Source organism: Flavobacterium esculini (assembly GCF_048284325.1).
In the GTDB taxonomy this organism is placed as follows: domain Bacteria; phylum Bacteroidota; class Bacteroidia; order Flavobacteriales; family Flavobacteriaceae; genus Flavobacterium.
In genome coordinates this window covers 64,426-85,472 of record NZ_JBLVPI010000007.1, presented here as the reverse complement: position 1 = coordinate 85,472, position 21,047 = coordinate 64,426, and the positions used below count along the sequence as shown (strand labels likewise).

Genomic DNA, 21,047 nt, shown 5'->3' with positions numbered 1-21,047 from the left:
AATGAATAACACAATGAAATTGTTAAAACTGTCAAAAAAAAGCCACTCACTTTAGGTGAATGGCTTTTTTTAAAAAAATTATTCTGAAATTATTTTATTTTGAAAGCATTTTTACCCGGAAAATAAGCTGTATTTCCTAGTTCTTCCTCAATTCTTAATAGTTGGTTGTATTTAGCCATACGATCTGAACGAGAAGCTGAACCTGTTTTAATTTGACCACAATTCAAAGCTACTGCTAAATCTGCAATTGTATTATCTTCTGTCTCTCCTGAACGGTGTGACATTACTGAAGTATACCCTGCATTTTTAGCCATGTTAACTGCTGCAATAGTTTCAGTTAAAGTTCCAATTTGGTTTACTTTTACAAGGATTGAATTAGCGATTCCTTTTTCAATACCTGTAGCCAAACGCGTCACATTGGTAACGAATAAATCATCTCCAACTAATTGTACTTTATCTCCAATTCTTTCCGTAAGCAATTTCCATCCGTCCCAGTCATTTTCATCCATACCGTCTTCGATAGAAATGATTGGATAATTAGCCACTAATTCCGCTAAATAATCTACTTGCTCAGCAGAAGATCTAATCTTCCCTGTTTCGCCTTCAAATTTAGTATAATCGTATTTTCCATTTACATAAAACTCAGCTGCAGCACAATCTAAAGCGATCATGATTTCATCTCCAAAAGTATATCCTGCAGTTTCAACAGCTTTTTTGATGGTATCCAAAGCATCTTCAGTTCCTCCAGGAAGATTTGGTGCAAAACCACCTTCATCGCCAACTGCAGTTGAAAGACCTCTATCATGTAAAACTTTTTTCAAACTGTGAAAAATTTCTGTTCCCATTTGCATTGCATGTGAAAAAGATGTTGCTTTCACAGGGAAAATCATAAATTCTTGGAACGCGATAGGCGCATCAGAATGAGAACCACCATTGATGATATTCATCATTGGAACTGGTAATGTATTCGCAGAAACACCCCCTACGTATCTATATAAAGGTAAACCTAATTCATTAGCAGCAGCTTTTGCAACAGCTAGAGAAACCCCCAAAATTGCATTTGCTCCTAAGTTAGATTTATTTGGAGTACCATCTAAATCGATCATCATTTGATCAATAACATTTTGTTCGAAAACTGAAACTCCAACAAGTTCTTCAGAAATAATCGTATTAACATTTTTCACAGCATTCAAAACTCCTTTTCCAAGAAATGCTTTTCCTCCATCACGTAATTCAACTGCTTCATGCTCTCCAGTTGAAGCTCCAGATGGCACAGCAGCTCTTCCTAAAACACCATTGTCTGTAATTACATCTACCTCAATTGTAGGATTACCTCTTGAATCGAAAATTTGTCTTGCGTGAATTTTGATAATTATACTCATAATACTAAAATTTAAATTTTAAAATACAAATATATTCTATCTTTTGTAATCATTTAATGAAAATAATGAATGTTATTAACGAAAACGTTATAATTTTTTCACAAACAAAACATTTAAGCTATTTTAAGAATTTATTTTTACATTATTTGTTATTTTTTACAATTCCAACAAAATAAAAACAAACAAGTTTACACCGCATATCCAAAACTTAGCGATGGCAATTTCAATCAAAAAAAACAAATAAGAAACAATAAATAAAAACAAAACTACTTGATTATCAATAATATAAATTAACTTTACATTCATTTTTTGAATCAAAAAAACATTTTATTTCTTATATTTTTTAATTGGAATTTTTTACTATTCAAGCAATAAATTTAAAAAAATAAAAACGAGATGGAAGCTTTAAAAAACCATAACAATTTAAATAATTCTAGTGAAATTATAGCATTATTAAAGAAAACTGCTTCTCCTTTGGAAAATATAGCAGATTTAGATCCTTTAATCGATTATATCGGAGATGCAAAATATGTACTTTTAGGTGAAGCCTCACATGGAACACATGAATATTATGTCTGGAGAGCTAAAATTACACAACGACTAATAAAGGAAAAAGGGTTTTCTTTTGTAGGAGTCGAAGGCGATTGGCCTGATTGCTATCGTGTGAATCGGTATGTAAAAGGATATTTAGATTCAGGGAAAGATATCCATGGTGTCATGGATGAATTTAAAAGATGGCCTACATGGATGTGGGCAAATTGGGAAACTGCAGCATTCATAGATTGGCTCAAGGTTTATAACGAAGACCTATCCGCTGATAAAAGAATAGGGTTTTATGGTTTAGATGTGTACAGCTTCAGGGAGTCTATGAATTCAATTATTCAATATTTAGAAAAAAATGACCCAAAAGCACTGGCAATTGCAAAAATAGCCATGAAATGCTTTGAGCCCTATGGCAAAGACGAAGGCCAAACTTACGCCAGAGCCTCTTCATTCGTACCGGAATTATGTGAAAAGGAAATCCTGCACCTGCTGACGGAAATAATAAAAAATGTTCCGAACTACAATCATGATCCGGAAAATATTTTGAGTACCGAACAAAATGCATTCATTGCCAGTAATGCCGAAAAATATTATCGCGCTATGATAAAAAGAGGACCAGCTTCATGGAATATTCGTGATGAACACATGGTCTCGACTATAGAACGCCTCATGAAATTCCATGGAAAGGAAGCGAAAACAATAGTTTGGGAACACAACACGCATATCGGCGATGCTCGTGCTACAGAAATGGCTTCTGAAGGAATGGTAAATGTAGCACAATTATTAAGAGAGCAATATTTAAGCGAAGGAGTTGTTGCAGTAGGATTTGGATCCTACAAAGGAAGTGTGGTTGCCGGAAGAGAATGGGGCGATTCCATGCGAAAAATAAAAGTTCCTGATGCTGTCGTAGGAAGTTGGGAGCATACTTTTCATCTTGCAGGTAATGGAAAAAATAAATTATTATTAATGAATGAAATAAAGGACGAGAAATGCCTTTCTTCATATATAGAACATCGTGCCATTGGGGTAGTTTATAATCCAGAGCGGGAAAGATTCGGGAATTATGTTCCCACAATCTTACCCGAAAGATACGATGCCTTTATTTTTCTCGATGAAACAAGCGCATTGCATCCGATACATATTCAACCAGATGGAAACCAAATTCCTGAAACATATCCTTTTGGTATGTAAGTTTACATTATTTCATAAAAAAAGGTTTGACTTAATTAAAAGTCAAACCTTTTTTTATAAAACCTAAGCATTAATAAATCATACTAAAACTCTAGCCTTTTATATTTTCAATAAATTGATCGAATAAATAAGAGGAATCATGTGGTCCAGGACTTGCTTCCGGATGGTATTGAACGGAGAAACAATTTTTGTTTTTCATTCGCATACCGGCAACAGTTCCATCGTTTAGGTGAAGATGTGTAATTTCCAAATCAGGATGATTATCCAATTCTTCTTTATTTACGGCAAAACCATGGTTTTGAGAAGTGATTTCCCCTTTTCCGGTAATGATGTTTTTTACGGGATGGTTTATTCCTCTGTGACCGTTAAACATTTTATAAGTTGAAATTCCGTTTGCCAAACCAATCACTTGGTGTCCAAGACAGATTCCGAATAATGGTTTGTCGTTTTCAAGAATTTCTTTTGCTACCTGAATAGCACCAGAAAGAGGCTCCGGATCACCAGGTCCATTCGATAAAAAATAGCCATCTGGATTAAACGCAGCTAAATCTTGGTAAGAAGAATCAAAAGGAAACACTTTGATATAACAATCTCTTTTGGCCAAATTACGAAGGATATTAGTTTTAATTCCTAGGTCAAGAGCAGAAATTTTATAGGTTGCATTTTCATCACCAAAGAAATAAGGTTCAGTAGTAGACACTTTAGAGGCTAATTCTAACCCTTTCATATCTGGAACCTTTGCCAATGCAATTTTTAGTTCTTCAATTGGTGTTTCATCAGTACAAATTACAGCATTCATAGCACCATTGTCACGTATGTAACTTACCAGGGCACGTGTATCTACATCAGAGATACAGATCAGGTTTTGTTTAATAAAATAGTCTTCTAAACTTCCTGAAGCTCCTACTCGAGAATAATTAAAGCTAAAGTTTTTACAGACTAAACCTGAAATTTTAATACTATTTGACTCAACTTCTGAATCGTTTACTCCATAATTTCCAATATGTGCATTGGTCGCTACCATTAATTGACCAAAATAAGAAGGGTCAGTAAATATTTCCTGGTAACCTGTCATTCCTGTGTTAAAACAAACTTCCCCAAAAGTAGTTCCACTGATTCCAATAGATTTACCATGGAATATGGTTCCGTCACTTAATAGAAGAATTGCTTTTTGTCGTGTTGTATATTTCATTCGTTGAATTCTATTATTATTTTTAATAGCCTCATGTAACTCGAAAAAACTCGTTTCATGTGTAGTTAAATATTGTGCAAATTTAATTCTTTAAAGCAATGAATGCAACGTTTTTAAAATTTATATTTTAAACATTCAAACACACAAAGATTAAAGAAAAACAAATTTTGAATTAAACATCATTTTTTTGAAATTTCTTGCGAAAAAAAAAATAATCTTAATTAGCCTAATTACTTCACTTCGCCTCAATTTTCATAGGAATCAGTGAACTTCGTTTGAAGCTACATCCATTTTTTGTTATTCAAGCGAAGGAAGAATTACAAGAAAAAGATATAGCAAAAAACAGGTCAAAAGTTCTTTAAGCATCTAATGTTGTGCATCTGAAATTAAAAAAAAACAAAAAAAAAGGATAAACTAATATTAGCTTATCCTTAAATCTTATTGAATGATTATTTTCATAACTATTCAGCAGTGTCTGTAGTTGTTTCAGTTTCAGCAGCTGGAGCTTCAGTAGCTTCATCTTTCTTAGCTTTTCCACCACGACGGCTTTTTGCTTTTTTAACTTCTTTTTTACCACCATTGTAAAGTTCATTGAAATCTACTAATTCGATCATTGCCATATCAGCATTATCTCCTAAACGATTTCCAACTTTAATGATACGAGTGTATCCACCTGGACGGTCTCCTACTTTAGCAGCCACGTCTCTGAACAAGTCAGTTACCGCATATTTGCTACGTAAGTATCCAAAAACGATACGACGATTGTGAGTAGTATCCGCTTTTGATTTTGTTATTAAAGGCTCAACAAATTGTTTAAGCGCTTTTGCTTTAGCAACAGTAGTGTTAATACGTTTGTGCTCGATAAGAGAACAAGCCATATTAGCTAACATAGATTTTCTATGCGCAGTCTGTCTGCTTAAGTGATTGAATTTTTTTCCGTGTCTCATTGCTTTATGAAATTTAATCCGCCAAGGCGGATTAGATTATTCTTTATCTAGTTTGTATTTTGCTAAATCCATACCGAAGTTTAAATTTTTAACTGCCACAAGTTCATCAAGTTCAGTTAAAGATTTTTTACCAAAATTACGGAATTTCATTAGGTCATTTTTATTGAACGATACTAAATCACCAAGTGTATCAACTTCAGCCGCTTTCAAACAATTTAATGCTCTTACAGAAAGATCCATATCAACAAGCTTAGTTTTAAGCAATTGTCTCATATGCAATGACTCTTCGTCATATGATTCTGTTTGTGCAATTTCGTCAGCCTCGAGTGTAATTCTTTCGTCAGAGAATAACATGAAATGGTGAATTAAAACTTTTGCAGCTTCAGTAAGGGCATCTTTTGGATTGATTGAACCGTCAGTTTTTATTTCAAAAACTAATTTTTCATAATCTGTTTTTTGCTCTACACGGAAGTTTTCAATCGCATATTTTACATTTTTTACCGGAGTAAAAATTGAATCTGTAAAAATAGTTCCAATTGCAGCATTCTGTTTTTTGTTCTCTTCAGCAGGAACATATCCTCTACCTTTTTCGATCGTTAAATCGAAATTAAGTTTGATTTTGCTGTCTAAATTACAGATAACAAGTTCTGGATTCAAAACTTGGAAACCTGAAATAAATTTTTGAAAATCACCCGCTGTCAATTGATCTTTACCGGAAACAGAAATAGTAACTGATTCATTATCTATATCTTCAATTTGACGTTTAAAACGTACTTGTTTAAGATTAAGAATAATTTCGGTAACGTCCTCAACAACTCCTGAAATAGTAGAAAACTCATGATCTACACCTTCAATGCGAACAGATGTAATTGCATAACCTTCTAATGCTGAAAGCAAAACTCTTCTAAGTGCATTACCAACGGTCAATCCGTATCCTGGTTCTAAAGGTCTGAATTCAAATTTACCTTCAAAATCGGTTGAATCGATCATGATAACTTTATCGGGCTTCTGAAAATTAAATATTGCCATAAATTTCGACTAAGTCAATTATTATTTGTTGTACAACTCTACGATTAATTGTTCTTTGATGTTTTCTGGAATTTGAAGTCTTGCAGGAACAGTAACAAATGTACCTGATTTAGTTTCATTATTCCACGTAATCCACTCATAAACATGACTTGAATTTGATAAAGAACGTTCGATAGCTTCTATAGATTTAGATTTTTCACGAACCCCTACTACATCACCTGGTTTCAAGTGGTAAGAAGGAATATTTACATTTTCTCCGTTTACAGTAACATGTCTGTGTGAAACGATTTGACGAGCACCACGTCTAGAAGGAGCAATACCCATTCTAAAAACAACGTTATCTAATCTTGCTTCACACAATTGCAAAAGAACTTCACCAGTAACACCTTTGGTTGCTGATGCTTTTTCGAATAAGTTTCTGAATTGTTTTTCTAATATTCCGTAAGAATATTTAGCTTTTTGCTTTTCCATTAACTGGACAGCATATTCAGATTTTTTTCCTCTTTTTTTAGCCATCCCGTGTTGACCAGGTGGATAATTTCTTTTTTCGAAAGCTTTATCGTCTCCGAAAATCGCTTCACCAAATTTACGAGCGATTCTTGTACTAGGACCAGTATATCTTGCCATTTTAAATTGTTTAAGATTGAGATTATGAATTCAGGTCTTATCCTTCGATAATCGGTATTCAATCTAGATTATACTATTATTTTTTGAGTATTAAACTCTACGTCTTTTAGGAGGACGACATCCGTTGTGAGGCATTGGAGTAACATCGATAATCTCAGTCACTTCAATTCCACCGTTATGTAAAGAACGGATAGCAGACTCACGTCCGTTTCCTGGTCCTTTAACATACACTTTTACTTTTTTAAGTCCAGCTTCAAGAGCTACTTTACTACAATCTTCTGCTGCCATTTGGGCTGCGTATGGAGTATTCTTTTTAGAACCTCTAAAACCCATTTTACCAGCTGAAGACCAAGAAATAACTTCACCTTTTTTGTTAGTCAAAGAAATGATGATATTGTTAAAAGTAGCAGAAATATGAGCTTCTCCCGTTGATTCAACGATAACTTTACGTTTTTTTGCAGTTGCTTTAGCCATATTACTTATTATTTAGTTGCTTTTTTCTTGTTGGCAACAGTTTTTCTCTTACCTTTTCTTGTTCTAGAGTTATTTTTAGTTCTTTGTCCTCTTAATGGAAGACCAGTTCTATGACGGATACCTCTATAACATCCAATATCCATTAAACGTTTGATGTTTAAAGAAACTTCCGAACGTAATTCCCCTTCAATTTTGAAAGTTGATACTGCTTCACGAATTGCTCCGATCTCATCATCATTCCAGTCTTGAACTTTTTTATCTTGGCTAACTTGAGCTTTTGCTAAAATCTCAATAGCTCTACTGCTTCCTAATCCGAAGATATAGGTAAGTGCTATAACACCTCTCTTATTTTTTGGGATATCTACCCCTGCTATTCTTGCCATAATTATCCTTGTCTTTGTTTAAATCTAGGATTCTTTTTGTTTATTACGTACAATCTCCCTTTTCTTCGCACAATTTTGCACTCGGGACTTCTCTTTTTTACTGAAGCTCTAACTTTCATTTTGAATATCCTTTAATATCTATAAGTAATTCTTGCTTTTGACAAATCGTAAGGGCTCATTTCTAGTTTCACTTTATCACCAGGTAATAACTTGATGTAATGCATACGCATTTTTCCAGATATATGTGCGATTACAATATGTCCATTTTCTAACTCTACACGGAACATCGCATTTGATAATGCTTCAATGATCGAACCGTCTTGTTCTATTGCTGATTGTTTTGCCATAAGTTAAGCTACTGCTTTTCTATTTTTACCACTCTTCATTAAACCGTCATAATGTTTGTTTAACAAGTATGAATTGATTTGTTGAATAGTATCTATGGCAACACCAACCATAATTATTAATGAAGTACCTCCAAAAAACATTGCCCAAGATTGTTGAACATCCATAAGACTTACAACAATTGCTGGGAACACAGCTATCAAGGCAAGAAATAAAGATCCTGGAAAAGTTATTAAAGACATCACTTTGTCAAGAAAATCAGAAGTTTCAACTCCAGGCCTAACACCAGGAATAAAACCGCCACTTCTCTTCAAATCATCAGACATCTTATTAGTAGGAACCGTGATTGCAGTATAAAAGAACGTAAATACAACAATTAAAGTTGCAAAAACAAAATTATACCAAAACCCAAACATATCACTAAAAGCGCCAACAATAGATTGCGATGCATCTGATTTTGATAAACCGGCCACTGCAGCAGGAATAAACATAATTGCCTGAGCAAAGATAATAGGCATAACTCCCGAAGCATTAAGCTTTAACGGAATCCATTGTCTATTTCCACCCATTAAATCTTGTTCGTAATCTCCTGAAGAAGTACGACGAGCATACTGAACAGGTATTTTTCGAACTGCCATTACAAGTAATACGCAAGCAATAATAACCAATAACCAAATGATAATTTCAATAACCAATAACATTGGTCCACCATTATTATTAGTAACTCTGGTTGTAAACTCTTGGATAAAAGCTTGAGGAAATCTAGCCAAAATACCAACCATAATCAACAATGATATACCGTTACCAATACCTTTATCAGTAATTTTTTCTCCTAACCACATGGCAAATACCGTTCCTGTAACTAAGATAATTACTGAAGAAAATAAGAATTCAAATGAATCAAATCCTAACAAAAAAGCACTACTAGGTAAAGTTCTATACAAATTATAAATGTACGTTGGACCTTGAACCAGTGTAATACCAATTGTCAGCCAACGAGTAATTTGATTAATCTTTTTTCTACCACTTTCACCGTCACTTTGAAGCTTTTGCAAATATGGAATCGCAATTCCCATTAACTGAACTACAATAGATGCAGAAATATATGGCATTATACCTAAAGCAAAAACCGAAGCTTTAGAGAAAGCACCTCCTGTAAACATGTCTAGAATTGATCCAATACCGTTTTTGGTTTGGCCAGCTAAACTGTTTAATTGAGTTGCATCAATTCCAGGAAGTGTAACGTGTGCTCCAAAACGGTAAACTAAAAGTAACCCTAAAGTGATTAGGATTCTATTTTTCAGTTCCTCAATTTTCCAAACATTACTTAATGATTCAATAAATTTCTTCATCTTAATAGAAAAATTATATTGTTACAGCTTCTCCACCAGCAGCTTCAATAGCAGCTTTTGCAGTAGCAGTAAATTTGTGAGCAGTTACTTTTAATTTCGCTGTCAATTCTCCTCTTCCTAAAATCTTAACGATTTCATTTTTAGTAGCCAAACGATTAGCAACATAAACTGTCATATCAACAGTATCTGTTATCACACCATTATCTACTAATAATTGAAGTGTATCTAGATTAACACCTTCGTATTCTTTACGATTGATGTTTGTGAAACCAAACTTAGGCACACGTCTTTGAAGTGGCATTTGCCCACCTTCAAAACCAATCTTTTTAGAATAACCAGAACGAGATTTTGCTCCTTTGTGCCCTCTTGCAGAAGTACCACCTTTTCCAGAACCTTCTCCTCTACCTAATCTTTTATTTTGATTGTGTGTAGCACCTTCAGCAGGTTGTAAGTTACTTAAATTCATAACAGTATTTGTTATTTAGCTTCTTCAACAGAAACTAAGTGTTTAACTTTATTTATCATCCCAAGGATTGTAGGGTTTGAATCATGCTCTACAACTTGTCCCATTTTACGCAGACCTAAAGCTTCTAATCCTCTCTTTTGAGTAAGAGGACAGTTGATTTTGCTTCTAACTTGTTTTACTAATAATTTAGCCATAATTTCCTTGAATTAACCTTTAAAAACTTTTTCTAAAGAAACGCCTCTTTGTTTTGCAACAGTATAAGCACTTCTCATTTGCAATAAAGCATCAAAAGTTGCCTTAACTACGTTGTGAGGATTTGATGATCCTTGAGATTTAGATAATACATCATGAATCCCAACTGATTCAAGAACCGAACGAACAGCTCCACCAGCGATAACTCCTGTACCATGAGAGGCAGGAATTAAGAATACACGTGCACCACCAAATTTACCTTTTTGTTCGTGAGGAACTGATTGACCATTCAAAGGAATTTTTACCAAATTTTTCTTAGCATCTTCTACTGCTTTCGCAATTGCTTCAGAAACATCTTTAGATTTTCCTAATCCGTGTCCAACCACTCCATTTTCATCACCTACAACTACAATAGCAGAAAAACCAAAAGCTCTACCTCCCTTTGTAACCTTAGTAACACGATTTACACTTACCAAACGATCTTTCAATTCAAGACCACTTGGTTTTACTAACTCTACATTCTTGTATTTACTATTAGACATACTATATTAGAATTTAAGTCCAGCCGCTCTTGCGCCTTCCGCTAATGATTTAATACGACCGTGATATAAATAACCTCCTCTATCGAAAGTTATTACGTCTATCCCAGCTTTTAAAGCTTTTTCAGCAATTAGTTTTCCAACCGCTGTAGCAACTTCAATGTTCGTACCGTTACCTATTTCTTTTTCTCTTGAAGAAGCCGCCAATAAAGTAACTCCGTTTACATCATCAATAAGTTGAGCGTAAATTTCTTTGTTACTTCTAAATACAGATAGTCTTGGATTAGTAGCAGTACCACTAATACTTTTTCTAATTCTGAATCTAATTCTTTGTCTTCTTTCAGGTTTTGTTAATGACATAATCTTATTTTTTAAGCTGATTTACCTGCTTTTCTTCTTAATACTTCACCTACAAATTTAACACCTTTTCCTTTGTACGGCTCTGGCTTACGAAAACCTCTAATTTTCGCTGCTACCTGACCTAAAAGTTGTTTGTCAAATGATGTTAATTTCACAATTGGGTTTTTCCCCTTTTCAGAGATAGTTTCCAAAACAACTTCTGGAGCAATTTCTAAAACAATATTGTGAGAGTAACCAAGTGCTAAATCTAATTTTTGTCCTTGATTTGAAGCTCTATAACCAACTCCTACCAATTCTAATGACTTAGTAAAACCATCTGTTACACCGATAATCATGTTATTGATTAAAGATCTGTACAAACCATGTTTTGCTCTTTGGTCTTTGTGATCAGACGATCTGTCAACTTGAACTTGACCATCTTCAACTGTAACAGTAACGTCCGAAAACTCCTGAGTTAGTTGACCATTTTTTCCTTTTACTGTAATAATACCATTTGCAACTTCAACAGTTACACCAGCAGGGATTACAACCGGACTTTTACCTATTCTTGACATCTTATATAGTCTTTAAATTAGTATACGTAACAAATTACTTCACCACCAACATTTAACTGTCTGGCTTTCTTTCCTGTCATCAAACCTTTTGATGTAGAAACAATAGCAATTCCTAATCCATTAAGGATTCTTGGAATAGTTGAAGAACTTGAATATTTACGTAAACCTGGTTTACTAATTCTTTGGATATCTTTAATTACTGACTCTTTAGTATCTTTATCATACTTCAAAGCGATTTTGATTGAACCCTGAACAGCGTTGTCTTCAAATTTGTAACTCAAGATATAACCTTGATCAAATAAGATCTTAGTTATTTCTTTTTTTAGATTAGATGCAGGAATTTCAACAACTTTGTGGTTTGCAGCCACAGCGTTACGAACTCTTGTCAAGTAATCTGCAATAGGATCTGTATACATGTGTATTAATTTGCGGTTTTGGTTTTCAACAAACTATTTGCCGAACCTGAAACCAATTTATAAATGTTTATGATACAGACAAAACGTAAGTTAAGTCTGTATCAGGACGCAATAAATTACGTCTTACCAAGATGCTTTTTTAACACCAGGTATCAATCCGTTATTTGCCATTTCACGAAATGTAACACGTGAAAGACCGAATTGACGCATATACCCTCTTGGTCTACCTGTTAATTTACAACGATTGTGCAAACGAACTGGCGAAGCATTTTTTGGTAACTTTTGCAAACCTACGAAATCTCCAGCTTCTAACAAAGCTTTTCTTTTCTCAGCATACTTAGCTACTGTTTTTTCTCTCTTAACCTCGCGGGCTTTCATTGATTCTTTAGCCATGTCTTAATTCTTTTTAAAAGGTAATCCTAATTCTGTCAATAGAGACTTTGCTTCTTTATCCGTTTTTGCACTAGTTACAAAAGAGATATCCATTCCTGAAATTTTGTTTACTTTATCAATATCAATTTCCGGGAAAATGATTTGCTCCAAAACTCCAAGGTTGTAATTTCCTCTTCCGTCAAATCCAGTAGCTTTGATACCGCTGAAATCTCTTACACGTGGCAAGGCTGAAGTAATAAGTCTATCTAAAAACTCATACATTCTTTCTCCACGCAAAGTAACTTTTGCTCCAATAGGCATCCCTTTTCTCAATTTGAATGACGCAACGTCTTTCTTTGAAATTGTAGATACTGCTTTCTGTCCAGTGATCTTCGTTAACTCATCAACCGCATAGTCGATTAGTTTTTTATCAGATACAGCTGCACCAACTCCTTTACTTAAAACGATTTTTTCCAATTTTGGAACTTGCATTACGTTTACGTATCCGAATTCCTCTTTAAGAGCAGCAATTACTCTGCTCTTATATTCTTCTTTTAGTCTAGGTATATACGCCATTACTATAGTACTTGATTAGATTTTTTTGAAAATCTTACTTTCTTATCTCCTTCTACTCTAATACCCACTCTAGTTGTTTCCTTAGTTTTAGGATCAATTAAAGAAATATTAGATATCTGTATAGAAGCTTCTTTCTTTACAATACCACCTTGAGGGCTTTTTGCACTAGGTTTCGTGTGTTTTGAAACCATGTTTACACCTTCAACAATCGCTTTGTTTTTCTCGCGGTAAACACGTAATACTTTACCTTCAGCACCTTTATGGTCTCCAGCAATTACTCTTACGATGTCACCTGTTTTTATTTTTAGCTTTATCATCTTAAAACGAATTAAAGCACTTCTGGTGCTAATGATACAATTTTCATGAATTGTTTTTCACGAAGTTCTCTTGCTACCGGACCAAAAACACGAGTTCCTCTCATTTCACCAGCAGCATTTAATAACACACATGCGTTGTCATCAAATCTAATGTATGAACCATCGGCTCTTCTCACTTCTTTTTTGGTACGTACAACAACTGCAGTTGAAACAGCTCCTTTTTTAACGCTTCCGTTAGGAGCAGTATCTTTGATAGAAACTACAATCTTGTCACCAACAGAGGCATACCTTCTTTTGGTACCTCCTAAAACACGGATAGTTAAAACTTCCTTTGCTCCAGTGTTATCTGCTACTTTTAGTCTTGATTCTTGTTGTACCATAATTATTTAGCTCTTTCTAGGATTTCAACTAACCTCCAACATTTTGTTTTACTCATAGGACGCGTTTCGCTAATCCTTACAGTATCTCCAATGTTGCAGTCGTTCTTTTCGTCGTGTGCGTGATACTTTTTAGTTTTCAACACGAACTTACCGTATAATGGGTGTTTAACTTTACGCACTTCTGCAACAACAATAGATTTATCCATCTTGTCCGAAGTTACAACACCAACTCTTTCTTTTCTTAAATTTCTTTTTTCTTCCATCTTTCAGCAGATTACAATTATTGCAACTCTCTTTTAGTAAGTTCCGTAGCTAATCTTGCAACTGTTCTTCTTACACTTCTAATTTGAAGTGGGTTCTCAATTGGAGAAATAGCGTGAGCCATTTTTAGGTCGGCATATGCCTTCTTAGTCTGGCTAAGTTTTTCTTGCAACTCCGCTGCAGAAAGATCTTTTATTTCTGATTGTTTCATAATATAATATAAATTATGCTTCGAAATCTCTAGCAACAACGAATTTAGTTTTTACTGGAAGCTTTTGAGCCGCAAGACGTAACGCCTCTTTTGCAACTGACAAAGGTACTCCTCCAACTTCAAACATAATTCTTCCGGGTTTAACAACAGCAGCCCAATATTCAACGGCTCCTTTTCCTTTACCCATACGTACCTCAAGAGGTTTCTTAGTAATTGGTTTGTCTGGAAATATTTTGATCCATAATTGTCCCTCTCTCTTCATAAAACGAGTTGCAGCGATACGCGCAGCTTCGATTTGACGAGAAGTTAAGAACATTCCATCTTCATGTACAGATTTAATACCAAACATTCCATTAGAAAGTTCATGTCCTCTTTGAGAATTTCCTTTCATTTTACCCTTTTGTACCTTACGGTATTTTGTTCTTTTAGGCTGTAACATTTTTCTTTAGTTTAAAAATTTACTTTCTTTTACGAGCGTCTGGTTTTCCACCTTTATTAAAAGGCTTTCTATCTCCTCTAGGAGACTCGCCACCTTTACCACCACCAGTTCCGGATTGTTTTTTATCCATTCCTGCAAGCGGGGAAAGATCTCTCTTTCCATAAACTTCACCTTTCATGATCCACACTTTGATTCCCATTCTACCATAAGTAGTATGAGCTTCAGCCAAAGCATAATCAATATCAGCTCTGAAAGTTGATAGAGGAATTCTACCTTCTTTGAAACCTTCTGAACGTGCCATCTCAGCACCATTCAAACGACCAGAAATCAAAACTTTAATACCTTCTGCGTTCATACGCATAGAAGCAGCAATAGCCATTTTGATTGCACGTCTGTAAGAAATTCTGCTTTCGATTTGACGACAGATGCTTGTAGCAACTAGATACGCGTCAAGTTCAGGTCTTTTGATTTCAAAGATGTTGATTTGAACCTCTTTGTCAGTAATTTTCTTAAGTTCTTCTTTCAACTTGTCTACCTCTTGTCCACCTTTTCCGATAATAATACCAGGTCTGGCTGTAGTGATAGTAACGGTTACAAGTTTTAAAGTTCTCTCGATGATTACTTTTGATACACTAGCTTTTGATAAACGAGCATGGATATACTTTCTAATTTTGTGATCTTCGGCAAGTTTATCACCATAATCATTTCCACCATACCAGTTTGAGTCCCATCCTCTGATGATACCAAGTCTATTTCCAATTGGATTTGTCTTTTGTCCCATGCTTAAGAATTGCTTTGTGTGTTATTGATAGCTCCAAGCACGATTGTTACGTGGTTAGAACGTTTTCTAATTCTGTGTGCTCTTCCTTGTGGTGCTGGACGAAGTCTTTTCAACATCATTCCACCATCAACACGGATTTCCTTAACAAATAAACCCGCTTCTTCCATATTAGCTTCAGGGTTTTTTGCTTGCCAGTTGGCAATAACAGATAAAACCAATTTTTCTAATTTTCTTGAAGCTTCTTTAGAACTGAATCTCAAGATGTTAAGTGCTCTTTCTACCTTCTGACCTCTTACTAGATCTGCTACTAAGCGCATTTTTCTAGGTGAAGTAGGGCAGTTATTTAACTTTGCGAAGGCCAAAGACTTGTTAGCCTCTTTTCTTGCATCTGCTGTTTCTCTTTTACGAACTCCCATTGCTTCTTATTTTTTACCTTTATTTTTTGCTCCAGCATGACCTCTAAAAGATCTAGTTGGTGAAAATTCTCCTAATTTGTGACCTACCATGTTTTCTGTTACGTAAACTGGTACAAATTGACGACCGTTATGAACTGCGATAGTTTGTCCAACAAAGTCTGGAGTAATCATAGAAGCTCTAGACCATGTCTTAACCACTCCTTTGTTTCCACCTGCAATGTTTTCCTGAACTTTCTTGTCTAACTTATAATGAACGAAAGGTCCTTTTTTTAATGAACGTGCCATATCTTATTATTTCTTTCTACGTTCTACGATATACTTGTTACTCGGGTTTTTCTTAGAACGAGTTCTATAACCTTTAGCTGGTATTCCATTTCTTGAACGTGGATGTCCACCAGAAGAACGTCCTTCACCACCACCCATTGGGTGATCGACAGGGTTCATTGCAACAGGTCTTGTTCTAGGTCTTCTTCCTAACCATCTTGTTCTACCAGCTTTTCCTGACACAACTAATTGGTGATCTGAATTAGAAACCGCTCCAATTGTAGCCGAACACGTCAACAAGATTAATCTTGTTTCTCCAGAAGGCATTTTAATTGTAGCATATTTTCCATCTCTTGCCATTAATTGAGCAAATGTTCCAGCAGAACGAGCTATTACAGCTCCCTGACCTGGTCTCAATTCAATACAAGAAATCACAGTTCCAAGTGGAACTCTACTTAAAGGTAAAGTATTACCAATTTCAGGTTGAGATTCAGGACCAGAAACTAATTTCTGACCAACTTTCAATCCGTTTTGAGCAATAACATACGTTTTCTCCCCATCAGCATACGCTAACAAAGCGATAAATGCAGTACGATTTGGATCATATTCAATTGACTTAACCGTAGCAGGAATTCCTTCTTTTGTACGTTTAAAATCAATGATACGATATCTCTGCTTGTGACCACCACCCGTATAACGCATGGTCATCTTTCCTTGACTATTTCTACCACCAGAGTTTTTTATCGGCGCTATCAAAGAGCGTTCCGGCTTATCAGTTGTAATGGCGTCATAACCATTCACAACTCTAAATCGCTGACCTGGGGTAATAGGTTTTAATTTTCTTACTGACATTTTATCTTAGATATTGTTGTAAAAATCAATTGTTTCTCCTTCTTGTACTTGAACAATTGCTTTTTTAATTGCATTAGTCTTTCCACTGATTAAACCACTTTTAGTGTATTTAGTAGTTCTATCCGGTCTTACGTTCATGGTGTTAACACTCAAAACAGTTACTCCATAAGCAGCTTCAACAGCTTTCTTAATTTGTACTTTGTTTGCTTTTTTGTCAACAACAAATCCGAAGCGGTTTAAAACTTCACTTTCTTTGGTTACTTTTTCCGTTACTATAGGCTTAATTATGATGCTCATATCCTATTATTTACTTAAATTTTCTTCAATTATCTCCAAAGAACTCTCTAAAAGCACTAAATTATTAGCGTTTAAGATAGCGTAAGTACTTAATTCTAAGCTACTTACCACGTTAGAGCCTTTTAAATTGCGTGACGACAAATATACATTTTTATTTGTATCACCCAAGACAAACAGGGATTTTTTATTTTCTAACTCTAAAGCTTTCAAAACGTTGATGAAATTTTTAGTGTTTGGTGTTTCAAAATTAAAATCTTCAAGTACGATAATGTTCGACTCTTTTGCTTTAATTGAGAAAGCAGATTTTCTTGCCAAACGTTTCAAGCTTTTATTCAATTTAAATGAATAACTTCTTGGTCTTGGTCCGAAAACTGTTCCACCACCTTTAAATAATGGATTCTTTGCACTACCCGCACGAGCAGTACCAGTTCCTTTTTGTTTTTTAATCTTACGCGTACTTCCCGCAACTTCAGCTCTTTCTTTAGCTTTGTGCGTTCCTTGTCTTTGATTAGCAAGATATTGCTTTACATCAAGGTATACTGCGTGATTGTTTGGTTCTATACCAAATACTGAATCAGAAAGTTGAACTTTTCTTCCAGTATCTTTTCCGTTGAAATCTAATACTTTTGCTTCCATTACTTCTGAATGATTACATAAGAGTTGTTACATCCAGGAACACATCCTTTAATAACAAGTAGGTTCTTTTCAGCAACTACTTTTAAAACTCTAAGGTTTTGAACTTTTACATTGTCTCCTCCCATTCTTCCAGCCATACGCATTCCTTTAAATACTCTAGATGGATAAGAAGAAGCTCCTACAGAACCTGGCGCTCTTAAACGGTTGTGTTGACCGTGAGTTGCTTGACCAACACCACCAAAACCGTGACGTTTTACAACCCCTTGAAAACCTTTACCTTTAGATACACCTTGTACATCCACAAATTCTCCTTCTTGAAAAATAGAAACATCAATAAGATCTCCTAAATTTTGTTCGGTTGCGAAATCTCGGAATTCAACGACTTTTTTCTTAGCTACAGTTCCCGCTTTTTTAAAGTGACCTAAAGCCGCTTTTGTGGAATGTTTCTCGTTTTTGTCATCGAAACCAAGTTGCAACGCTTCGTACCCGTCAACACCTTTGGTTCTGACTTGGGTAACAACACATGGTCCAGCTTCGATTACTGTACAAGGAATATTCTTCCCGTTCTCGTCGAAAATGCTAGTCATGCCGATTTTTTTACCAATTAACCCAGACATAATTATTAATTATTAATTATTAAATATAAATATAGAACGCAGCTTTTAACCGAATCCTATTTTTTTAGTGGGTGCAAATGTATAACTTATTTACACACAAACCAAAAAAATAATTTTCGATTAAAAACAGCGTCCTTTTTTACTCTTAAACTACTTAAACTTTGATTTCAACTTCAACTCCACTTGGTAATTCAAGTTTCATTAACGCATCAATAGTTTTAGATGAAGATGAATAAATGTCAATTAATCTCTTGTATGACATTACTTCAAATTGCTCTCTCGCTTTTTTGTTAACGTGTGGAGAACGTAGCACTGTAAAAAGTTTTTTGTGAGTTGGCAATGGAATTGGCCCTGTAACAACTGCACCGGTACTTTTTACCGTTTTTACGATCTTTTCAGCAGACTTATCTACCAACATGTGATCGTAAGATTTTAATTTTATTCTGATTTTTTGACTCATTTTCTTAAAGATTATGCGTTTCCTTTTGCTTTTTTGATAACTGCTTCTGAAATATTAGAAGGCGTTTCAGAGTAATGTGAAAATTCCATAGTAGACGTTGCTCTACCAGATGAAAGCGTTCTTAACGTAGTAACGTATCCAAACATTTCAGATAATGGCACATCTGCTTTGATAGTTTTTGCACCAGCTCTATCTCCCATATCATTCACCTGACCTCTACGACGGTTGATATCACCTACGATATCTCCCATGTTTTCTTCTGGTGTAATCACTTCCATTTTCATGATTGGCTCTAATATAACAGCACCAGCTGCTTTAGCCACCTCTCTATACCCCATTCTTGCTGCAAGTTCAAAAGAAAGTGCATCAGAATCCACCGGGTGGAAAGATCCGTCTAATAAAGTTACTTTCAAACTATCTACTTGATATCCTGCTAAAGGACCTGTTTTCATAGCTTCTCTGAAACCTTTTTCAACTGATGGAATATATTCTTTAGGAACGTTACCACCTTTTACTGCATTTACAAACTGCAATCCAACTGGAGCTTTACCGTCAACTTCATCTGCTGGCTCAAGTATAAACACGATATCACCGAATTTACCACGACCTCCAGATTGCTTCTTGTATGTTTCTCTATGCTGTGCTTTTTTAGTAAAAGCTTCTTTGTATTCAACTTGAGGCTCACCTTGGTTTACTTCAACTTTAAATTCACGTTTCATTCTATCAACTAAGATATCTAAGTGAAGCTCACCCATACCTGAGATAATAGTTTGACCCGAAGCCTCATCTGTTCTAACAGTAAAAGTAGGATCCTCTTCAGCTAATTTAGCTAAAGCCATACCCATTTTATCTACGTCAGCCTTAGTTTTAGGCTCAATTGCAATACCAATTACTGGCGCTGGGAATTTCATACTTTCTAGAATAATTGGGTGTTTTTCATCACACAAAGTATCTCCAGTTTTAATATCTTTAAATCCAACTGCCGCTCCAATATCACCCGCTTCGATATATTCGATTGGGTTTTGTTTGTTAGCATGCATTTGATAGATACGAGAAATTCTTTCTTTGTTTCCAGAACGTGTATTCAAAACGTAAGAACCTGCGTCCAAACGACCTGAATAAGCACGGAAAAATGCTAAACGACCTACGAATGGATCAGTAGCAATTTTAAAAGCTAAAGCAGCGAATGGCTCTTTAACATCTGGCTTACGCAAAATTTTAGTTTGATCTTCTTCTAACAAATCAGCATCATCAGGATGAATTCCTTCGATACCCGCTTTGTCCATTGGAGATGGCAAATATTTACATACTGCATCAAGCATGAATTGAACTCCTTTATTCTTAAAGGAAGAACCAGCAATCATCGGGATGATAGCCATATCCATTACAGCTGCTCTTAATGCAATGTTGATTTCCTCCTCTGTAATAGAGTTTTCATCTTCCATGAATTTTTCAAGCAAAGTCTCATCATAATCAGCAACTGCTTCAATAAGAATCGATCTGTATTCTTTAACCTCTTCAAGCATATCTTCTGGAATAGGCACAATATCATAAGTTGCTCCTAGACCCTCTTCATGCCATACTATAGCTTGATTTTTAACTAAATCGACAACCCCTTTAAAATCATTTTCTTCACCAATTGGCAAAGTGATTGCAACCGCATTAGATTTTAACATATCTCTTACTTGTTGACATACCATCAAAAAGTTAGATCCTTGTCTGTCCATTTTATTAACAAAACCAATACGCGGTACATGGTACTGATCTGCCAATCTCCAGTTAGTTTCTGATTGCGGTTCAACACCATCAACCGCACTAAATAAGAAAACCAAACCATCAAGTACACGCAAAGAACGGTTCACTTCAACTGTAAAGTCAACGTGTCCCGGTGTATCAATAATATTAAAGTGATAAGGCAATGTTTCAGGCAACACTTTACCTTGTGTAGTAGGAAAATTCCATTCACATGTAGTAGCCGCAGAAGTAATTGTAATACCTCTTTCTTGCTCTTGCGCCATCCAGTCCATTGTTGCAGCACCATCATGCACTTCGCCAATTTTGTGTGATTTTCCTGTATAGAATAATATACGCTCCGTCGTTGTTGTTTTACCAGCATCAATGTGAGCAGCAATTCCTATATTTCTTGTATATTTAAGATCTCTAGCCATTTCTTAAG

At 35.1% G+C, this 21,047-nt stretch carries 33 protein-coding genes; 1 reads left to right on the top strand and 32 read right to left on the bottom strand.

The window, feature by feature from the left end; genetic code table 11:
- Positions 1–89 precede the first annotated feature (89 nt).
- Complete coding sequence (eno, locus tag ACNQGG_RS08070) at positions 90–1,382, bottom strand: phosphopyruvate hydratase (protein WP_417962840.1); 1,293 nt, start codon at positions 1,380–1,382, stop codon at positions 90–92.
- Between the two features lie 396 nt (positions 1,383–1,778).
- On the opposite strand from eno, the gene ACNQGG_RS08065 reads away from it, so the two are divergent.
- Positions 1,779–3,116 carry an erythromycin esterase family protein gene (locus ACNQGG_RS08065; protein ID WP_417962838.1) on the top strand — a complete coding sequence of 446 codons (1,338 nt, stop codon included), beginning with the start codon at positions 1,779–1,781 and terminating at the stop codon, positions 3,114–3,116.
- Between the two features lie 91 nt (positions 3,117–3,207).
- Here the strand turns inward: ACNQGG_RS08065 and carA are convergent, their stop codons facing one another.
- The 31 genes from carA to fusA form a co-directional block, all read right to left on the bottom strand.
- Positions 3,208–4,308 carry a glutamine-hydrolyzing carbamoyl-phosphate synthase small subunit gene (gene carA / locus ACNQGG_RS08060; protein WP_417962836.1) on the bottom strand — a complete coding sequence of 367 codons (1,101 nt, stop codon included), beginning with the start codon at positions 4,306–4,308 and terminating at the stop codon, positions 3,208–3,210.
- A 461-nt stretch (positions 4,309–4,769) separates the two neighbouring features.
- Positions 4,770–5,255 carry a 50S ribosomal protein L17 gene (rplQ, locus tag ACNQGG_RS08055; RefSeq protein WP_417962834.1) on the bottom strand — a complete coding sequence of 162 codons (486 nt, stop codon included), beginning with the start codon at positions 5,253–5,255 and terminating at the stop codon, positions 4,770–4,772.
- Positions 5,256–5,291: 36 nt separating this feature from the next.
- A complete protein-coding gene (locus tag ACNQGG_RS08050; RefSeq protein ID WP_039110214.1) occupies positions 5,292–6,284 on the bottom strand; it encodes a DNA-directed RNA polymerase subunit alpha in 993 nt (330 codons plus the stop codon).
- A gap of 21 nt (positions 6,285–6,305) precedes the next feature.
- Positions 6,306–6,911 (bottom strand): 30S ribosomal protein S4, encoded by a 606-nt coding sequence (rpsD, locus tag ACNQGG_RS08045; protein WP_416850248.1) that lies wholly within the window; start codon positions 6,909–6,911, stop codon positions 6,306–6,308.
- 90 nt (positions 6,912–7,001) lie between these two features.
- Entirely contained in the window at positions 7,002–7,385 is a 384-nt protein-coding gene (rpsK, locus tag ACNQGG_RS08040; protein ID WP_024981527.1) for a 30S ribosomal protein S11, read from the bottom strand.
- Positions 7,386–7,393: 8 nt separating this feature from the next.
- Entirely contained in the window at positions 7,394–7,768 is a 375-nt protein-coding gene (rpsM, locus tag ACNQGG_RS08035; protein WP_416842889.1) for a 30S ribosomal protein S13, read from the bottom strand.
- Positions 7,769–7,770: 2 nt separating this feature from the next.
- The gene (gene ykgO, locus ACNQGG_RS08030) at positions 7,771–7,887 is read right to left on the bottom strand and encodes a type B 50S ribosomal protein L36 (protein ID WP_008992256.1); all 117 of its coding nucleotides are present in this window, start codon (positions 7,885–7,887) and stop codon (positions 7,771–7,773) included.
- 12 nt (positions 7,888–7,899) lie between these two features.
- Positions 7,900–8,115 (bottom strand): translation initiation factor IF-1, encoded by a 216-nt coding sequence (infA, locus tag ACNQGG_RS08025; protein WP_007136545.1) that lies wholly within the window; start codon positions 8,113–8,115, stop codon positions 7,900–7,902.
- A gap of 3 nt (positions 8,116–8,118) precedes the next feature.
- Positions 8,119–9,465 (bottom strand): preprotein translocase subunit SecY, encoded by a 1,347-nt coding sequence (secY, locus tag ACNQGG_RS08020; RefSeq protein ID WP_417962830.1) that lies wholly within the window; start codon positions 9,463–9,465, stop codon positions 8,119–8,121.
- Between the two features lie 13 nt (positions 9,466–9,478).
- On the bottom strand, positions 9,479–9,931 hold the full coding sequence (gene rplO / locus ACNQGG_RS08015) for a 50S ribosomal protein L15 (RefSeq protein WP_417962828.1): 453 nt from the start codon (positions 9,929–9,931) through the stop codon (positions 9,479–9,481).
- Positions 9,932–9,942: 11 nt separating this feature from the next.
- Positions 9,943–10,125, bottom strand: a complete 183-nt coding sequence (gene rpmD, locus ACNQGG_RS08010; RefSeq protein WP_027310825.1) for a 50S ribosomal protein L30 — start codon at positions 10,123–10,125, stop codon at positions 9,943–9,945.
- 12 nt (positions 10,126–10,137) lie between these two features.
- Positions 10,138–10,665 (bottom strand): 30S ribosomal protein S5, encoded by a 528-nt coding sequence (gene rpsE, locus ACNQGG_RS08005; protein WP_035668102.1) that lies wholly within the window; start codon positions 10,663–10,665, stop codon positions 10,138–10,140.
- Between the two features lie 6 nt (positions 10,666–10,671).
- Complete coding sequence (gene rplR / locus ACNQGG_RS08000) at positions 10,672–11,022, bottom strand: 50S ribosomal protein L18 (protein WP_416842885.1); 351 nt, start codon at positions 11,020–11,022, stop codon at positions 10,672–10,674.
- Between the two features lie 11 nt (positions 11,023–11,033).
- On the bottom strand, positions 11,034–11,576 hold the full coding sequence (gene rplF, locus ACNQGG_RS07995; protein ID WP_416842884.1) for a 50S ribosomal protein L6: 543 nt from the start codon (positions 11,574–11,576) through the stop codon (positions 11,034–11,036).
- 17 nt (positions 11,577–11,593) lie between these two features.
- Complete coding sequence (gene rpsH, locus ACNQGG_RS07990) at positions 11,594–11,992, bottom strand: 30S ribosomal protein S8 (RefSeq protein WP_035668108.1); 399 nt, start codon at positions 11,990–11,992, stop codon at positions 11,594–11,596.
- A 123-nt stretch (positions 11,993–12,115) separates the two neighbouring features.
- Positions 12,116–12,385 carry a 30S ribosomal protein S14 gene (rpsN, locus tag ACNQGG_RS07985; protein ID WP_007136553.1) on the bottom strand — a complete coding sequence of 90 codons (270 nt, stop codon included), beginning with the start codon at positions 12,383–12,385 and terminating at the stop codon, positions 12,116–12,118.
- A gap of 3 nt (positions 12,386–12,388) precedes the next feature.
- Complete coding sequence (rplE, locus tag ACNQGG_RS07980) at positions 12,389–12,940, bottom strand: 50S ribosomal protein L5 (RefSeq protein WP_091173704.1); 552 nt, start codon at positions 12,938–12,940, stop codon at positions 12,389–12,391.
- Positions 12,941–12,942: 2 nt separating this feature from the next.
- A complete protein-coding gene (gene rplX, locus ACNQGG_RS07975) occupies positions 12,943–13,257 on the bottom strand; it encodes a 50S ribosomal protein L24 (RefSeq protein WP_282711769.1) in 315 nt (104 codons plus the stop codon).
- An 11-nt stretch (positions 13,258–13,268) separates the two neighbouring features.
- Positions 13,269–13,637 (bottom strand): 50S ribosomal protein L14, encoded by a 369-nt coding sequence (gene rplN / locus ACNQGG_RS07970; RefSeq protein WP_026717863.1) that lies wholly within the window; start codon positions 13,635–13,637, stop codon positions 13,269–13,271.
- Positions 13,638–13,639: 2 nt separating this feature from the next.
- Positions 13,640–13,900, bottom strand: a complete 261-nt coding sequence (rpsQ, locus tag ACNQGG_RS07965; RefSeq protein WP_039110222.1) for a 30S ribosomal protein S17 — start codon at positions 13,898–13,900, stop codon at positions 13,640–13,642.
- 17 nt (positions 13,901–13,917) lie between these two features.
- Entirely contained in the window at positions 13,918–14,109 is a 192-nt protein-coding gene (rpmC, locus tag ACNQGG_RS07960) for a 50S ribosomal protein L29 (protein ID WP_035668115.1), read from the bottom strand.
- Positions 14,110–14,122: 13 nt separating this feature from the next.
- Positions 14,123–14,548, bottom strand: a complete 426-nt coding sequence (rplP, locus tag ACNQGG_RS07955) for a 50S ribosomal protein L16 (RefSeq protein WP_007803637.1) — start codon at positions 14,546–14,548, stop codon at positions 14,123–14,125.
- A gap of 19 nt (positions 14,549–14,567) precedes the next feature.
- Complete coding sequence (gene rpsC, locus ACNQGG_RS07950; protein WP_416836432.1) at positions 14,568–15,329, bottom strand: 30S ribosomal protein S3; 762 nt, start codon at positions 15,327–15,329, stop codon at positions 14,568–14,570.
- Positions 15,330–15,331: 2 nt separating this feature from the next.
- The gene (gene rplV, locus ACNQGG_RS07945; RefSeq protein ID WP_035668120.1) at positions 15,332–15,745 is read right to left on the bottom strand and encodes a 50S ribosomal protein L22; all 414 of its coding nucleotides are present in this window, start codon (positions 15,743–15,745) and stop codon (positions 15,332–15,334) included.
- A gap of 6 nt (positions 15,746–15,751) precedes the next feature.
- Positions 15,752–16,030, bottom strand: a complete 279-nt coding sequence (gene rpsS, locus ACNQGG_RS07940; RefSeq protein WP_007136562.1) for a 30S ribosomal protein S19 — start codon at positions 16,028–16,030, stop codon at positions 15,752–15,754.
- Positions 16,031–16,036: 6 nt separating this feature from the next.
- Positions 16,037–16,861 carry a 50S ribosomal protein L2 gene (gene rplB, locus ACNQGG_RS07935; RefSeq protein WP_035668122.1) on the bottom strand — a complete coding sequence of 275 codons (825 nt, stop codon included), beginning with the start codon at positions 16,859–16,861 and terminating at the stop codon, positions 16,037–16,039.
- Positions 16,862–16,867: 6 nt separating this feature from the next.
- Positions 16,868–17,158, bottom strand: coding sequence for a 50S ribosomal protein L23 (gene rplW, locus ACNQGG_RS07930; protein WP_104000023.1), 291 nt, complete (start codon positions 17,156–17,158; stop codon positions 16,868–16,870).
- A gap of 6 nt (positions 17,159–17,164) precedes the next feature.
- Positions 17,165–17,794 carry a 50S ribosomal protein L4 gene (gene rplD, locus ACNQGG_RS07925; protein ID WP_417962818.1) on the bottom strand — a complete coding sequence of 210 codons (630 nt, stop codon included), beginning with the start codon at positions 17,792–17,794 and terminating at the stop codon, positions 17,165–17,167.
- Positions 17,794–18,411 carry a 50S ribosomal protein L3 gene (gene rplC / locus ACNQGG_RS07920; protein WP_039110224.1) on the bottom strand — a complete coding sequence of 206 codons (618 nt, stop codon included), beginning with the start codon at positions 18,409–18,411 and terminating at the stop codon, positions 17,794–17,796. Before rplC ends, rplD begins: the two co-directional genes overlap by 1 nt.
- A 154-nt stretch (positions 18,412–18,565) precedes the next feature.
- Positions 18,566–18,871: a 30S ribosomal protein S10 gene (gene rpsJ, locus ACNQGG_RS07915; protein ID WP_011963470.1), complete on the bottom strand. Its 306-nt coding sequence runs from the start codon at positions 18,869–18,871 to the stop codon at positions 18,566–18,568.
- 11 nt (positions 18,872–18,882) lie between these two features.
- Positions 18,883–21,039 carry an elongation factor G gene (fusA, locus tag ACNQGG_RS07910; RefSeq protein WP_417962815.1) on the bottom strand — a complete coding sequence of 719 codons (2,157 nt, stop codon included), beginning with the start codon at positions 21,037–21,039 and terminating at the stop codon, positions 18,883–18,885.
- Positions 21,040–21,047 lie beyond the last annotated feature (8 nt).

Bases quoted from the DNA above. Each gene is read 5' to 3' on its own strand.
- eno (WP_417962840.1), bottom strand. From the start codon at position 1,382: ATGAGTATAATTATCAAAATTCACGCAAGACAAATTTTCGATTCAAGA.
- ACNQGG_RS08065 (WP_417962838.1), top strand. From the start codon at position 1,779: ATGGAAGCTTTAAAAAACCATAACAATTTAAATAATTCTAGTGAAATT.
- carA (WP_417962836.1), bottom strand. From the start codon at position 4,308: ATGAAATATACAACACGACAAAAAGCAATTCTTCTATTAAGTGACGGA.
- rplQ (WP_417962834.1), bottom strand. From the start codon at position 5,255: ATGAGACACGGAAAAAAATTCAATCACTTAAGCAGACAGACTGCGCAT.
- ACNQGG_RS08050 (WP_039110214.1), bottom strand. From the start codon at position 6,284: ATGGCAATATTTAATTTTCAGAAGCCCGATAAAGTTATCATGATCGAT.
- rpsD (WP_416850248.1), bottom strand. From the start codon at position 6,911: ATGGCAAGATATACTGGTCCTAGTACAAGAATCGCTCGTAAATTTGGT.
- rpsK (WP_024981527.1), bottom strand. From the start codon at position 7,385: ATGGCTAAAGCAACTGCAAAAAAACGTAAAGTTATCGTTGAATCAACG.
- rpsM (WP_416842889.1), bottom strand. From the start codon at position 7,768: ATGGCAAGAATAGCAGGGGTAGATATCCCAAAAAATAAGAGAGGTGTT.
- ykgO (WP_008992256.1), bottom strand. From the start codon at position 7,887: ATGAAAGTTAGAGCTTCAGTAAAAAAGAGAAGTCCCGAGTGCAAAATT.
- infA (WP_007136545.1), bottom strand. From the start codon at position 8,115: ATGGCAAAACAATCAGCAATAGAACAAGACGGTTCGATCATTGAAGCA.
- secY (WP_417962830.1), bottom strand. From the start codon at position 9,465: ATGAAGAAATTTATTGAATCATTAAGTAATGTTTGGAAAATTGAGGAA.
- rplO (WP_417962828.1), bottom strand. From the start codon at position 9,931: ATGAATTTAAGTAACTTACAACCTGCTGAAGGTGCTACACACAATCAA.
- rpmD (WP_027310825.1), bottom strand. From the start codon at position 10,125: ATGGCTAAATTATTAGTAAAACAAGTTAGAAGCAAAATCAACTGTCCT.
- rpsE (WP_035668102.1), bottom strand. From the start codon at position 10,665: ATGTCTAATAGTAAATACAAGAATGTAGAGTTAGTAAAACCAAGTGGT.
- rplR (WP_416842885.1), bottom strand. From the start codon at position 11,022: ATGTCATTAACAAAACCTGAAAGAAGACAAAGAATTAGATTCAGAATT.
- rplF (WP_416842884.1), bottom strand. From the start codon at position 11,576: ATGTCAAGAATAGGTAAAAGTCCGGTTGTAATCCCTGCTGGTGTAACT.
- rpsH (WP_035668108.1), bottom strand. From the start codon at position 11,992: ATGTATACAGATCCTATTGCAGATTACTTGACAAGAGTTCGTAACGCT.
- rpsN (WP_007136553.1), bottom strand. From the start codon at position 12,385: ATGGCTAAAGAATCAATGAAAGCCCGCGAGGTTAAGAGAGAAAAAACA.
- rplE (WP_091173704.1), bottom strand. From the start codon at position 12,940: ATGGCGTATATACCTAGACTAAAAGAAGAATATAAGAGCAGAGTAATT.
- rplX (WP_282711769.1), bottom strand. From the start codon at position 13,257: ATGATAAAGCTAAAAATAAAAACAGGTGACATCGTAAGAGTAATTGCT.
- rplN (WP_026717863.1), bottom strand. From the start codon at position 13,637: ATGGTACAACAAGAATCAAGACTAAAAGTAGCAGATAACACTGGAGCA.
- rpsQ (WP_039110222.1), bottom strand. From the start codon at position 13,900: ATGGAAGAAAAAAGAAATTTAAGAAAAGAAAGAGTTGGTGTTGTAACT.
- rpmC (WP_035668115.1), bottom strand. From the start codon at position 14,109: ATGAAACAATCAGAAATAAAAGATCTTTCTGCAGCGGAGTTGCAAGAA.
- rplP (WP_007803637.1), bottom strand. From the start codon at position 14,548: ATGTTACAGCCTAAAAGAACAAAATACCGTAAGGTACAAAAGGGTAAA.
- rpsC (WP_416836432.1), bottom strand. From the start codon at position 15,329: ATGGGACAAAAGACAAATCCAATTGGAAATAGACTTGGTATCATCAGA.
- rplV (WP_035668120.1), bottom strand. From the start codon at position 15,745: ATGGGAGTTCGTAAAAGAGAAACAGCAGATGCAAGAAAAGAGGCTAAC.
- rpsS (WP_007136562.1), bottom strand. From the start codon at position 16,030: ATGGCACGTTCATTAAAAAAAGGACCTTTCGTTCATTATAAGTTAGAC.
- rplB (WP_035668122.1), bottom strand. From the start codon at position 16,861: ATGTCAGTAAGAAAATTAAAACCTATTACCCCAGGTCAGCGATTTAGA.
- rplW (WP_104000023.1), bottom strand. From the start codon at position 17,158: ATGAGCATCATAATTAAGCCTATAGTAACGGAAAAAGTAACCAAAGAA.
- rplD (WP_417962818.1), bottom strand. From the start codon at position 17,794: ATGGAAGCAAAAGTATTAGATTTCAACGGAAAAGATACTGGAAGAAAA.
- rplC (WP_039110224.1), bottom strand. From the start codon at position 18,411: ATGTCTGGGTTAATTGGTAAAAAAATCGGCATGACTAGCATTTTCGAC.
- rpsJ (WP_011963470.1), bottom strand. From the start codon at position 18,871: ATGAGTCAAAAAATCAGAATAAAATTAAAATCTTACGATCACATGTTG.
- fusA (WP_417962815.1), bottom strand. From the start codon at position 21,039: ATGGCTAGAGATCTTAAATATACAAGAAATATAGGAATTGCTGCTCAC.